This is a genomic window from Streptomyces sp. NPDC031365 (assembly GCF_055569765.1).
Map to the genome: position 1 here is coordinate 111,078 of NZ_JBVIIM010000009.1, position 12,907 is coordinate 123,984.

At 74.6% G+C, this 12,907-nt stretch carries 10 protein-coding genes; 1 reads left to right on the forward strand and 9 read right to left on the reverse strand.

The window, feature by feature from the left end; all coding sequences use genetic code 11:
* Positions 1–15 precede the first annotated feature (15 nt).
* Both ACZ5C2_RS16095 and ACZ5C2_RS16100 read right to left on the reverse strand, forming a co-directional pair.
* A complete protein-coding gene (locus ACZ5C2_RS16095; protein WP_468791037.1) occupies positions 16–1,281 on the reverse strand; it encodes an NAD(P)-binding domain-containing protein in 1,266 nt (421 codons plus the stop codon).
* Positions 1,282–1,283: 2 nt separating this feature from the next.
* Positions 1,284–2,546 carry a carboxylate--amine ligase gene (locus ACZ5C2_RS16100; RefSeq protein WP_468790793.1) on the reverse strand — a complete coding sequence of 421 codons (1,263 nt, stop codon included), beginning with the start codon at positions 2,544–2,546 and terminating at the stop codon, positions 1,284–1,286.
* Positions 2,547–2,715: 169 nt separating this feature from the next.
* Between ACZ5C2_RS16100 and ACZ5C2_RS16105 the strand changes: the two genes are divergently transcribed.
* On the forward strand, positions 2,716–4,029 hold the full coding sequence (locus ACZ5C2_RS16105) for a glycoside hydrolase family 26 protein (RefSeq protein ID WP_468790795.1): 1,314 nt from the start codon (positions 2,716–2,718) through the stop codon (positions 4,027–4,029).
* 32 nt (positions 4,030–4,061) lie between these two features.
* Here the strand turns inward: ACZ5C2_RS16105 and ACZ5C2_RS16110 are convergent, their stop codons facing one another.
* The 7 genes from ACZ5C2_RS16110 to ACZ5C2_RS16140 all read right to left on the reverse strand — a co-directional run bounded on the left by ACZ5C2_RS16110 (position 4,062) and on the right by ACZ5C2_RS16140 (position 12,876).
* Positions 4,062–4,712, reverse strand: a complete 651-nt coding sequence (locus ACZ5C2_RS16110; RefSeq protein ID WP_468790797.1) for a YveK family protein — start codon at positions 4,710–4,712, stop codon at positions 4,062–4,064.
* Between the two features lie 15 nt (positions 4,713–4,727).
* Positions 4,728–5,864 (reverse strand): glycosyltransferase, encoded by a 1,137-nt coding sequence (locus ACZ5C2_RS16115; protein ID WP_468790799.1) that lies wholly within the window; start codon positions 5,862–5,864, stop codon positions 4,728–4,730.
* A complete protein-coding gene (locus ACZ5C2_RS16120) occupies positions 5,864–6,628 on the reverse strand; it encodes a polysaccharide deacetylase family protein (protein WP_468790800.1) in 765 nt (254 codons plus the stop codon). The genes ACZ5C2_RS16115 and ACZ5C2_RS16120 overlap by 1 nt, the downstream gene beginning before the upstream one ends.
* Complete coding sequence (gene murJ / locus ACZ5C2_RS16125; RefSeq protein WP_468790802.1) at positions 6,612–8,294, reverse strand: murein biosynthesis integral membrane protein MurJ; 1,683 nt, start codon at positions 8,292–8,294, stop codon at positions 6,612–6,614. The genes ACZ5C2_RS16120 and murJ overlap by 17 nt, the downstream gene beginning before the upstream one ends.
* A 563-nt stretch (positions 8,295–8,857) precedes the next feature.
* Positions 8,858–10,201 (reverse strand): O-antigen ligase family protein, encoded by a 1,344-nt coding sequence (locus ACZ5C2_RS16130; RefSeq protein WP_468790804.1) that lies wholly within the window; start codon positions 10,199–10,201, stop codon positions 8,858–8,860.
* A 6-nt stretch (positions 10,202–10,207) separates the two neighbouring features.
* The gene (locus tag ACZ5C2_RS16135) at positions 10,208–11,635 is read right to left on the reverse strand and encodes an exopolysaccharide biosynthesis polyprenyl glycosylphosphotransferase (RefSeq protein ID WP_468790806.1); all 1,428 of its coding nucleotides are present in this window, start codon (positions 11,633–11,635) and stop codon (positions 10,208–10,210) included.
* Complete coding sequence (locus tag ACZ5C2_RS16140) at positions 11,632–12,876, reverse strand: glycosyltransferase (protein WP_468790808.1); 1,245 nt, start codon at positions 12,874–12,876, stop codon at positions 11,632–11,634. The genes ACZ5C2_RS16135 and ACZ5C2_RS16140 overlap by 4 nt, the downstream gene beginning before the upstream one ends.
* Positions 12,877–12,907: the final 31 nt, after the last annotated feature.

The following is a 12,907-nucleotide window of genomic DNA, read 5'->3' on the forward strand; positions in this document are numbered from 1 at the left end:
CGTCGTTCGCCCCCGTCAGCCGCGCACCGGCGTCGGCGCCCCGCTGCGGCTGCCGCTTCCGGGCACGGGAACCGTGCCGCGCAGCGGGGCCGCCCCGAGCCGCCGGCGCACCCCCTGGACCAGGGTCGACGCCGTGAACGTCGCGCCGTGCACGAAGCGCATCGCCGGCCCGAACCCGGACGCGGTCACCAGACCCGCGAAGAACAGGCCGGGGTGCGAGGACTCGAAGGTGTGGCCGAGCGCCGGGGAACCGTCGGGCAGCGCCGCCAGCGAGCCGCGCAGCTCGGCGGAGAGCAGGCCGAGCCGGTCGCGGTGCGCCCTGAAACCGGTCGCGGCGATGACGTGCTCGGTCTCCAGGCTGCGCCGGGCACCGGCGTGGTCGGTCAGGTCCAGCCGCAGCCCGCCGGGCACCGCCGCGGCCGCGGTCACCTCGTGACCCGGCAGCAGGTCCACCGCCCGCTCCACCCGCTCCCGCACCCACCACGCGCCGGCCGGGCCCAGCGCCGTGGCCGCGATCCGCGAACGGGTCGCCTCGGGCAGCCGCCGGAACAGCCCCGGCCGCTCGGAGTAGAACCAGTTCCGCCAGCCCGGGCCGAGCCCGCTGTGCGGCGAGCGGACCGACTGCCACCAGGAACGCTCCCAGGCCGGCGGCACATCGTTCCACCGCAGCCGTTCCGCCCGCGCCAGCACCCTTACCCGCGTGCCCTGTTCGGCGAGAAGTGCCGCCGTCTCCAGCGCCGCCTGACCACCACCGATCACCGTGACGTCCTTGCCCTGGAAGGTGCCCAGGTCGCTGTGGTGGCTGCTGTGCGTCACCAGCGTGGGATGCAGTCCGCGCAGAACCGCGGGCACCTCAATGAACGGCATCACCCCAACAGCCAGCGCCACCGTCCGCGTCTGCAGCGCCTCCCCGTCCTCGGTGACCACGGTGTAGCCGTCGGCGCCGGACGACACCCGGGTGATCGTGCGCTCGTCCACGGCCGGCACGGCGTTGCGGGCGAACCACAGGCCGTACGAGGCGAACGCCTCGACCGGGATCGGCTCCGCGTGACGGGCCGTCATGTCCTGCTCGGCGCAGTACGCGTCCAGCTTCCAGCGCCCGTCCGGGGCGGAGAGGTTGGACGCCCAGGGCTCCGACTTCAGGAACATGCCGCCGGGCATGTGGTCCCGCCAGGACGCCATCGGTCGGCCGAAGACCCGCAGGTTCAGCCCGGCGGCCACGGCATGGGACGCGATCGACAGACCGTACGGCCCCGCGCCGACCACCAGAAGGTCGTACATCATCAGCTGCTCGCTTTCTCGTTGTCGGTCAGGGAGGTCGGGGAGGGGGTGACCGCCCGGGGGACCGGGCGCGGTGCCGGCACCGGAGCCGTCGTGCCCAGCCGCTGCCGCAGTCGGCCGGACACATGCCGGGCCCACAGGGCCCACATCGCCCATCCGGGGGCGCGGTCGTCACCGGCGTACCAGGCCAGTTCCCGTCCGCCGGGTGCCGCGCCCAGTGCGGCGAACGGCGCGTAGTTCTCCACCACGAACGACCGCCCGGTCACCGCATCCCCCTCCGGCAGCGGGCGGCCGGTCAGATCCAGGTGCAGGGCGCGTACGACGTCCAGTCCGGCGGTGTCCGCGAAGAGCCGGAACTGGGCGCCGGGGCGCGGGTTGAAGTCAAGGAGGTGGTAGCGGCCCGTCGTACCGCAGCGGCGGAAGTCGAGGTCGAAGACGCCGCGGTAGCCGAGTTCGGAGGTGAGCCGTTCGGCGAGCGCGCACACCTCGGCGTTGGGTGTCCAGTGGCCGACCGCGGTCAGTCCCGCCACCCGGGGCCAGGACAGCCGCTTGCGGCCCGCGCCTCCCGCGCGGACGGTGCCCGAGCGGTCGGCGTAGCCGTGGAAGAACCAGTCCCGGTCCTCGCCCGGCGGCAGATACGTCTGGAGCAGCAGGGGGCTGCCCGCCTCGCAGGTGCGCGCCTGCAGTTCCCGAGCCTGCGGGGCGGACCGCACCAGCCGGGTGCTGCGCAGCCCGCTGCCTGCCGGGAGCAGCCAGGGCCGGCTCCACTTCGCGACCAGCGGCAGTCCGAGACGCTCCGCGTCGTCGGCTGCCCGGCCGGGGCTGTCGGGGAGGAGGGTGCGCGGATGCGGAACCCCGGCGGCGGCGCACAGGGTGGCCAGTTCGGCCTTGTCGGCGACGCGTTCGGGCAGCGTGGCCGGCAGCGCGGGCAGCAGATAGGACGGCGCGAGGTCGTCGCGCAGGCGTGCCGCGGCGATCGCGGTCGCGTCGTCCATGGGGATCAGGACGGCCGGGCGCCCGATCTGCCCGGCCACGCGGCGCAGTACGGCGAGAACCTCGTCCGCGGACGCGCCCGGGGCCGGCGGGGGATGGATGCGGCGCACATAGCGCGAACGGTGCACGGGACTTCCCGCACAGTCGGCGACGACATGCACCTCCACGCCGGCTCTGCCGAGTGACCGTACGGCCCCCAGCGTTCCGTGATGAAAGGGATTCCGGTCGACCCGCAGCAATACGGCGGGGATTTTGGTGTCAAGCAGCGACACGCATTCTCACTTTCTTCTGGTACCGGCTCACCCGTAGGGGTCAGGCCGGCACTCGAAAGCCGCAGTGGCAGTGGCACCGTCGGATTTCTTATGACTGACTTCATATGACTGTTCGTCAAGAGCGAGGGTTCAGGCAGAAGGCGGACGAGAGCGAGAAGAGGAGCAGCCAATGGCCCCACAGCACGGGCGGGTCCGGCCCCGCGGAAGGGCCGTGGGCGCGGCGGCGGTCGTGGTGTCGGCCGCCCTGGCGGCCGGTCCCGCGGCGGGGGCGGCGCGAGCCGACGACTCCCGCCCCGCGCTGCCGTCCCCGGCGGAGTCCGCAGTCACGCAGGCCGTCCCGACGCCCACGCCCACGGTCCCCACGCCCGGCATTCCCACGCCCGTGCCCCCCACGGCCCCGGCCGTTCACCCGCCGTCGCTCACCACGCCGTCCGTCCCGGCGCCGGACCGGGGTGTACCGGCCTTCGGCGCCTTCCTCGCCTCCGACGCCCGCGGCGTGGCCCGTATGGAGCAGCTCAGCCGCTGGCTGGGCGGGGCGGAGCTGCGCGTCGGCCACACCTACCTGCCCGGCAACCGCTGGAGCGACATCGAGGGCGACATCCAGTTCCTCGAGTCGTGGGCGCACTGGCGCAACGCCGAGGACGACCGGATGCTCGTCCTCAACGTCCCCATGCAGGAGCGCAACGAGGAGGGGGCCTCCGACGAGGAGGTCCGGGGGCTGCTGCGGCGTGGCGCCGCCGGGGAGTTCGACCATCACTTCCGTGCCCTCGCCGAGCGGCTCATCGAGCTCAAGGTGCCGGACACGATCCTGGTGCTGGGCTGGGAGATGAACGGCGTCACCTACACCCATCGGTGCGGGCCCGACCCGGAATCCTGGAGGAAGTACTGGAACCGCATCGTCAAGACCATGCGCGCGGTGCCGGGCCAAGAATTCAGGTTCGACTTCACGCCGAGCCGGGGCCGGGACGCCGTTCCCTGGACGGAGTGCTACCCGGGGGACGACACGGTCGACATCGTCGGAATGGACTCCTACGACCAGCCGTCCGGGATGTCCTTCGACGAGCAGGTGAAAGAGCCCTACGGACTTCAGGACCATGTCGATTTCGCCAAGGCGCACGGCAAGCCCGTCTCCTATCCGGAGTGGGGGCTCTTCCGCAACGGCGACAATCCCGAGTACATGCGGCGCATGCTCGCGTGGATGGAGCAGCACCGGCCGCTCTACAACACGGTGACCGACTACTGCCCGCACGGTGTGTGGCAGTGCGACGACAACCCGGACTCCTCCCGCGTCTACAAGTCCGTGCTCTACGGCCGCACCCACGACGCGGACCCCGACAGCCCGGACGTCACGCCGGCGCCGTCCGCGCCGACCGAGCAGCTGCCCCTGGAGAACTGCTCGCCGCTGGACCTGGGCCGCTGGGTGGAGCACTGGCTCGTCGGGAAGCTCTGCCTGCCCTTCGACTGGTGGTCGCGCAGCCGCTAGTGCGCTCGCCGTCCCGGCCGGGTCCACCGCCGTCACCGCGGCACATCGGCGGCGGTGGCCGGGCCGGGCACCGAGGCGGTGGGCACCGGGTCGTCGTCCCGGCCGCCCCGCCTCGGCCGCGCGAGCAGGGCCAGCCCGCCCAGCAGCCCGCCCCCGCTCGCCCCCACCAGTGCGGTGACCGCCGACGACGCGGACGCGGGCCCGCTCGGCTTCACCGCGCGCGAGAACTGCACCAGTCGCACCTGCGTGCTGTCCTTGGTGTCCTCCGCGTGCCGGGTCAGCGCGCGCGAGACCGCGTTGGCCATGTCGACGGCCTGTTCGGCCCGCGCGGAGGTGGCCGTGACAGAAACCATCGGCGCGTCCGGCGACGTCGCCGTGCGCACGCTGTCCCGCAGCGTCCGCACCGGCACCCCGGCCCACACCTGCGCGTCGCCGAGCACCGCGAGCTGGGTCGCGACCCGTCCGTACGCCTGCGCGAAACCGCGGGCGGCGTCCGGGGTCGCCTGCCCGGTCGGTACGGCGACGACATAACTGGTGGCCGTGTACGACGGGGGCGTGAGCAGGCCGTACGCGCCGCCGAGCAGTCCGCCGACGAGCGTGCCTGCCACCAGCGCGGACCAGGCCGGCAGCTTCTTGACGCGGTCCATGGACGGAAGGCGCCGACGGGTCGGAGTGTCGGTCATGACGGGCTTGCTCCCTTAGGGTGCGAGGGACGGTGACGGGCCGGCGACGGCCGCCGTGTACACGTCCATGAGGCGGGCTGTGCTGCGGGTGATGCTGTAGTGGCGCGCGGTCTGTCCGGCCGTGCGCGGGACGGGGCCCGTCGCGCGGACCTCGGTGATCGCGCGCGCGTACGCTTCCGGGCCGCCGTGCACCCGCCGGGCATCGCAGGAGGCCGTCGGCGGCAGGTCCTCGATCGCCGGGCAGGAGGCGTAGAGCACGGGCAGTCCGGACGCCAGCGCCTCCACGGCCGCGAGCCCGAAGGCCTCTTCCGCGGAGGGGGAGGCGAACAGGTCCATCGCCGAGGTGAGCGAGGGCAGGTCGGGGCCCGGGGAGCCGTCGGGAACACTCGGGCGTTCGCCGGTGAACAGGACCCGCCCGGCCACGCCGGCCTCATGGGCCGTGCGGCGCAGTACGTGCTCCTCGGGGCCGCCGCCCACCAGCAGCAGCCAGTGGTCCTCCGGGAGCCGGGCCAGTGCGCGGACGAGGACATCGAACCGCTTGCCCCGGGTGAGCCGGCCGACACCGCCGACGACGAAGGCGCCCTGGGGCAGACCGAGACGCCGGCGGGTGCGCTCGCGGCGTTCCGGGTCGAAGCGGAAGCGTTCCACGTCGATGCCGTTCGGGACGACCTCGATACGGGGGGCGGGCACGCCCCAGCGCTTCAGCCGGTCGGCCACCGTCGGGGAGACGGCGACCGTCGCCGAGCCGAGCCGTTCGCTCGCCAGGTACAGCGCGCGTACCCCTGCCGTCAGCCGGCGGCCCTCCATCTGCGAGTCACCGAGCGAGTGTTCGGTGGCGACGACCGCGCGGACCCCGGCGACCCGGGCGGCCAGCCGGCCGTAGACGCAGGCCCGGTAGAGGTGGGTGTGCACCAGGTCGTAGCCACCGGAGCGGATCACCTTCACCAGGCGGGGCAGGGCGGCCAGGTCGCGGTTGCCGCCCATGCCAAGGTGCACGACACGGACCCCGTCGGCGCCGAGGCCCTCGGCGACCGGGCCCGGGTTGGTCAGCGTCACCACGTCGCAGTCGACGGGCAGATGGCGCAGCAGCAGCCGCAGCTGCTGTTCGGCCCCGCCGACGCCGAGACCGGTGATGATGTGCAGCGCCCTCATCACACGCCCTCCACCGGGCGGCGGCGCAGCCGGTGCAGCCGGAGCTTGAGATGCAGCCGCAGGGCCGTGTCGTTCTGCCCCACGTGTGCGCGCGGCAGGGCGTGCGGGCCGGTCAGCGGGCCGGGATCGATGGCGCAGGCGTAGGTGTAGCCCGCCTTCCGTACGGCCGCGACCACGCGGGCGTCGACCGTGCCGTACGGGTAGCAGAAGCCCTCGACCGGGGCGCAGGTCAACTCGGCGAGGAGGGTGCGGCTCTCGGCGACCTCGGCGGTGAGGGTGGAGTCGTCCGCGCCGGTGAGGTCGACATGGGTCAGACCGTGCGAGCCGATCTCCACGCCGGCGTCGGCGGCGCGCCGGATGCCGTCCGCGGTCAGCAGCGGCTTGCGCGGGCCGAGCGGGTCCCAGGCGTTGTCGCCACCGAGCCGTCCCGGCAGGACGAAGAGGGTGGCGCCGCAGTGGAAGCGGTGCAGCAGCGGCAGGGCGGCGTCGAGGAAGTCGGTGTACCCGTCGTCGAAGGTGAGGCCGACCAGGCGCCGCCCCTCGCCCCGGGCGCGCGCGGCAAGCAGTTCGGCGACGGACACGCCCCGCAGTCCGCGCCGGCGCAGCCACGCGAGCTGCCGCTCGAGCCGCTCGGGCGTGACGGTGATGCGGTAGGGATCGTCAGAGCAGTCGCCCACCGAGTGGTACATCGCCACCCAGGGGACGGGCCCGGGCCGGGGGGCCGGGGGTCTGCCGGTGTCCAGGGAATCAACGGAAGCGGCCATGTGTGAGCTTTCGTGTGATGGCGCTCACGGAGCGCAGCGCGGATGCGGAGCCCCGGGCACCGAGGACGGACAGGGCGAGCGGGACGAAGACGGCGGCCACGGTGAGACAGCCGGCCGCGAGCGCCGCCACCGGCGAGGCGAACCGGCTCGCGGCGTATGACCCGGCGGCGATGGCGAGGACCGAGGCGAGGACGGGCCGGCTCAGCTCGGCCAGGACCTTGCGCACACCGACCGAGACGCCGGTGGCGGCATGGCGACGGGCCGTGCGCAGGCCCGTCAGCAGCAGGACGGCGGTGACGGTGATGCCGAGGGCGTTTGCGGCGGCGATCCCCGCCACCCCCCAGCGACCCACGGTCACCGCACCGGTCAGGGACGTCACGACGATGCCCGCCGCCATCACGCCGACGGGATACCAGCTGGGACGGCCCGCCGAGAAGTAGCAGCGGACGAACGCCCCCACCAGTGTCTGGCCGAGCAGGCCGAGGGCGTACACGCGCATGACGTCCGCCGTCGCGGCGGTGTCACCGGCGGTGAACGCGCCTCGTTGGAACAGAAGTTCGATCATCTGGGGGCCGCAGGCGATCACCGCGCACATGCCCAGGAGCACCACACAGGAGGCCAGCACCAGGTCCCGTTCCACACGAGCCCGGGCCCGCCCGGTGTCACCGTCGGCCAGGGCGCGCGCCACCACAGGGAAGGTGACGGTGCACACCATCAGCGAGAGCGTCATCGGGATCTGGGCGACCTTCTGCGCGTAGTTCAGGTGCGAGATGGCCCCGGCGGGCAGGGAGGACGCCAGGAAGCGTTCGACGAGGACCTGCGACTGGCGGCACAGCGCGAACAGCAGCACGGCGGCGATCAGCGCGAGCCGCACCGGCCGCTCCACGCCGGCCGGCCCGGGGGCGGCGGCGGGCTGTGGTGCGCGGGCCGCCAACTGCCGCCACAGCGACGGTAGTTGCACCGCCACCATCAGAGCGCCGCCCACCGCGACCCCGACCGCGGCGGAACGCACCCCCCACCCCCCGCCGAGCAGGAACATCATCGCGACGATGCCCGTGTTGTAGGCGACGTAGATCGCCGCCGGTGCGAAGAAGCGGCGGTGCGCCCGCAGGGCGGCGCTGCAGTAGCCGGCGAGCCCGAAGGCCAGCAGGCTGATCGCGGTGAGCCGGGTGCAGTCGACGGCGAGGCGCGGATCGGGCAGACCCGGCGCCAGGACTCGGACCAGGTAGGGAGCCCCGGCGGCGGCCAGCGCGGCGACCGCGGCGAAGGCGAGGCACAGCTTCGGCAGCGTGGCCTTGACCAGATCGCGGACCGGGTCCCCGGGAACCCTCCGCGCACGTCGCGCCAGCGCCAGGCTGAACGCCGGGATCAGCGCGATCGCCAGCCCGTCCTCGATCAGCAGCGTGGCGGCGATCTCCGGCACGGTCCAGGCCACCAGGAAGGCGTCCGTGTCGCTCCCCGCCCCGAACAGCCGCGCCAACGACTGGTCCCGCACCAGCCCGAGCACCGACCCGGCGATGGACAACGCCGCGGTGATGAGAGCGGCCCGGGCAAGAAACCCCCGGGACGCCGCTTCGGCACCGCCGGCCTCGGACCGACCGCGCCCAGCCCTTCCCGGCACGGACCTGCCGGCCACCACCGCGCCCGCCGGGAGCCTGCCGGCCATGGGCCCGGAAGGCGGGGACGGGTCGGCCTTGGGTTCTTGCGGGGTGGGCGTGCGGGGTGTGTGGGGTGAGTGGGGTTCGGGCGGCCGGGGTTCGTGGGTGTCGGGCGTGGCTGTGGGTGTCGGGTGTCTGTGGGCTTCGGTGTGGTGGGGCGGGGACGGGCGGGTCGGGGGTTCTTGCGGAGGGGGTGCGCCGGGTGTGTGGGTGCTGGGTGCGGGTGCGGGTGCGGGTGCGGGGGACCCGGGGCGGTCGGGAGCGACGCCGCGGGTCCCGGGTGCGTCCGACGGAGGTTCTCCGGGCGAGGTTTCGCCAGGCGGGTTCCCACCGGGCACGGGGCTCTGGGGCGCGGGTCCGTCCGGGGTGGATCCGCCGGTCGCGGGCCGACAGCGCCCGGAGCCCTGGGACGTACGGCCGTCGGACACGGGGCTGTGGGGCGCGGGTGCGCTCGGGGCGGGCCCGGCGGGTGCGGGGCCGTCGGTCTTGAGGCCGCCGGGCCCGGAGGCGGTGCGGCCGGAAGCGGCAGGCCCGGAAGCGGTGGGGCCGGGGGTCTGCGAGGGCAGGACCGTCATCGCGCCACTGCCTCCTCGAGCCGCCCGGGGACCTCACCCCGGCGGGCGGGGTCCGGGCGTTCGTCACGGGGGAAGGCCCACCACGCCGTCAAGCCCAGAGCCACGCCGGTCAGCACGGTCGAGGGGCCGCCGATGTCGCCGTACACGAAGTCGGTCAGCTGCCAGAGCAGCAGACCACAGGCGACCAGGCCGCAGTCGGGGGCGGGTCCTCGGCGGCGCACCCGCAGCAGCCCGCGCGCCGCGCACACCAGCAGCGCCAGCCAGCTCCCGGCGAGGGTCAGCAGCCCGATCAGGCCCTGCTCGCTCAGCACCAGCAGATACATGCTGTGCGGCGAGAGCAGCGCCTGCTTGTGGTACGCCTCGCCCGCGCCCTCGATGTCGCTTCCCGACGACAGCGCCAGGGTCGCGTGTCTGTCCCGGTACTCGGGAAAGCCCTTCAACCCCACGCCGGTCAGCGGCTCTTCGCGCCACATGTCGGCCGCCGCCGCCCACAGGGTGTACCGGTCGACCACGGACTGGTCCGGGGTGTCGGCCACCTGCGTGATGCTGTCGACCCGCTCCTGCAGCATCGCCGTACCGACCCCGAACCCGCCCATGAGGACCACTCCCGAGGCGATCACGGCCGCCCCCACCTTCAGCGCCCGCCGCAGCCCCGCCAGCGCCAGCTGCACGCCGCACGTCAGCGCGGTCGCGATCCAGGCGCCCCGGCTGAAGGACAGCGTCAGCGGCAGCACCAGCACCAGCGCGCACCCGGCTGCGGCCGCCCGCTGCCACCGCGGCGCCCGGCCCAGCGCGAGACCGGCCGCGCACACCACGCCCAGCGACACCGCCGTCGCCATGCCCATCACGTCCTGTGCCCCGAAGGTGCCGACCGCCCGGACGGTCTCGCCCTGGTAGGAGGCACCGGTCCCGGTGACGTACTGGTGCACCCCCACGGCCCCCTGCCACAGCGCGAGTCCCACGAACGACCAGGCCAGCACCCGGAAGTCGGCCCGCCCCCGGAGCAGCACCAGCACGGCCGCCGGGACGAGTACGAAGACCTGCAGATAGCGGCACATGCCGCCGATTCCCACCGTCGGCGAGCTCGCCCCCATGGCGGCGAGCGCGAGCCCCACCACCGGCAGCCCGAGCACCACCGCCGCGCGGGGCGACAGCGGCCGCCGCCGTTCCCGGAGCAGACGGATCACGCAGTACCCCACCACCAGCGCGGACACCACGTCGGCGGGCCCCGCTCCGTTCCCCGCCGTCGGGACGGCCAGCAGGGTGACCACCGCCACCAGCGGCAGCACCGGCCCGAGCGCGGCGGCCCGGCGCGGCAGGGGCACGAGGGCGTGGCTCACGTGTCGTCAGCTCCCCGTCGGTCGGACCAGCGTGGCCGCGGTGCGCAGCAGGATGCAGATGTCCTGCCACAGCGACCAGTCGTCGATGTAGGCGTTGTCGAACCGGCAGCGGTCCTCGATGGAGGTGTCGCCGCGCAGTCCGTGGATCTGCGCGAGCCCGGTGATGCCGGTGCGCATCCGGTGCCGGGCCGCGTAACCGGGATAGGTCTGGCTGAACTGGGCGACGAAAAACGGCCGTTCGGGGCGCGGACCGACCAGGCTCATGTCGCCGCGGAGCACGTTCCACAACTGGAGCAGCTCGTCCAGCGAGGTGCGCCGCAGCATGCGGCAGAACCAGCGCATCTCGTTCTCGTTCGCCACGCTCCACCGGGTCGCCGACTCGTGCTCGTCGACCGGGCGGTGGGTACGGAACTTCAGCAACGTGAACGGCTCCCCGTGCCGGCCGATGCGCTCCTGACGGAACACCACGCCCGGTCCGTCACAGATGCGCAGCGTCACGGCGCACACCACCAGCAGCGGGCTGACCAGCAGCAGCAGCGTGCCCGACACGAGGATGTCGAGCATCCGCTTGCCGGTGCCGCCGCCGCGCGCCGGACGGAAGTCCAGCCGCCAGCAGGAGAACCCGGCCAGCCGCTCCCGCGTCGGGTACGGCGCGGCGTCGGTGTCGACCTCCCAGACCACGCATCCCGCATCGGCCAGCGACCGCAGCAGCGGCGCCTGTTCGGCCCGTACGGAGGGATGGACGGCGAGCACCGCCCGTACCCCGTTCTGGATGACCGCCCGCTCGACCTCCTCGTCCGTGCGCAGCACGGGCACGCCCTCGCCGCCGTCCGCCTGCCCGGCGACGATCCCCACCGGCCGCACCCCGCACCGCGGATGGCGCAGCACGGCCGCGGCCACGCGCTGCGCGGACGCCACCGGCCCGACGACGAGCGCGGCGTGCGGATGCCGCAGCAGCGCGGCGCGCCGCCGTCCGTGCACCACCGCCCGCAGGACACAGCCCGCCGCCACGTGCACGGCCAGGCCCGTCAGCACGGTGGAGGCGGACAGCGCATGCTCCGGCCGGTACGCCGTCCACAGCGCCGCGGTCGCCAGCCAGGCGATCGCGGCACGACCGCACACGGCGGGCAGTTCGTCCAGCAGCCCCGGCAACGACGGCCGCGCGGTGCGCGGGCGCAGCAGCAGCGCCGCCACGATCAGCAGTGCGATCAGTGGGGGGTGCGGCCGGGTACCGGCGAGCACCTCCGTGGCGAGCAGGGCGGCGGCGCCGTCCGCGACGAGCAGGGGCACGGGGGATGCGGGCCGGGCCGAGGGCCGCGAGGCGGGCAGACGGCCCTTGTTGGCGCCGCCGCGCGGCGGCATGACGGAGACGGGCGAGGGTCCGTGCTCCCGTGGCGGGACGCCGGGGGAGGGCACGGTGCGTTCGGCGGTCACGGGTGGATGGACTCCCTGTGCTCGGAGGACTCGACGCGCGGTGTCGTCCGGTCGGCCTCGGCGTCCCCGGCCACCCGGTAGGGGCGCGCCCACGTCGCGGCGGGCCAGGTGCCGAGCAGTTCGCGGTAGACATCGGCGACCGCCCTGGCGGTGTGCCGCACGTCGTGGAGGGACAGCACGTGGCGGCGGCCCCGGTCACCGAGGGACGTACGCAGCGGCGGGTCGAGCAGCAGCGCGCCGACCGCCGCCGCCAGGGCCCCGGGGTCCTCCGGCGGCACCACGCACGGGGCCGCGAACGAGCGCGGCAGGCTCTCGCGGGCGCCGTCGACGTCCGTGACCACCACCGGCCGCCCGCAGGCCATCGCCTCCAGCGGGGCCAGCGCCATGCCCTCCCAGCGGGACGGCAGAACGACGACATCGGCGGCCTGGTACCAGGGCGAGGCGTCCGCGACGGCCCCCGCGAACAGCACGGACCCGGGGGCGGCCGCGCGCAGCCGGTCCCGGTCCGGCCCGTCGCCGACCAGGACGAGCCGGGCGTCGGGCACCTGTCGCAGTACGGCGTTCCAGGCCCGCAGCAGGACGTCCTGCCCCTTCTGCCGGCACAACCGGCCCACACAGACGGCGAGCGGCGCCTTGGCGGGCAGGCCCGCGAGCGGCGCGAGCCCGGCCCGTACGGAGGACCCGGAGACCGGGCGGAAACGCTCCGGGTCGATGCCGTTGGGGACGACGCTCCACCGGCCGGTGATCCCGGCCCGTACACCGGTGGCGCGTTCCGCCTCGCTCACGCACACCACCCGCGCCGCCCAGCGTGCCGCCCACCGCTCCCAGCGCAGCGCGAGGGCCGCGGTGGAGCCGCCCACCGCCTCGAACGACCAGGCGTGCGGCTGGAACACGGTGGGGATCCGGCCGCGCACCGCGAGCCGTCCGGCGAGCCCGGCCTTCGCGCTGTGCGCGTGCACCAGGTCGGGGCGCTCCTCGTCGAGCAGCCGGGCCAGCTGCCGCACCTCCCGGACGAGTGACGCGCCCGGCGACCGGGTGGCGTGCCAGTGACGTACCTGCGCGCCCAGCGACCGCAGTTGGCCGGTGAGCGCGCTGTCCGGGCAGATGGCGGTGACGTCGAGACCGTCCGCCAGCTGGGCCCGCACGAGGTCCGTCACGACCCGGGCGACCCCGCCGTCCACGGGCTGGGTCAGGTGCAGGACCCGTGGCCGGCGGCCGGGCACTGACAGGTCCGTGGGCACGGTTTCCTCACTCACGCAGGTGTTCGGGACG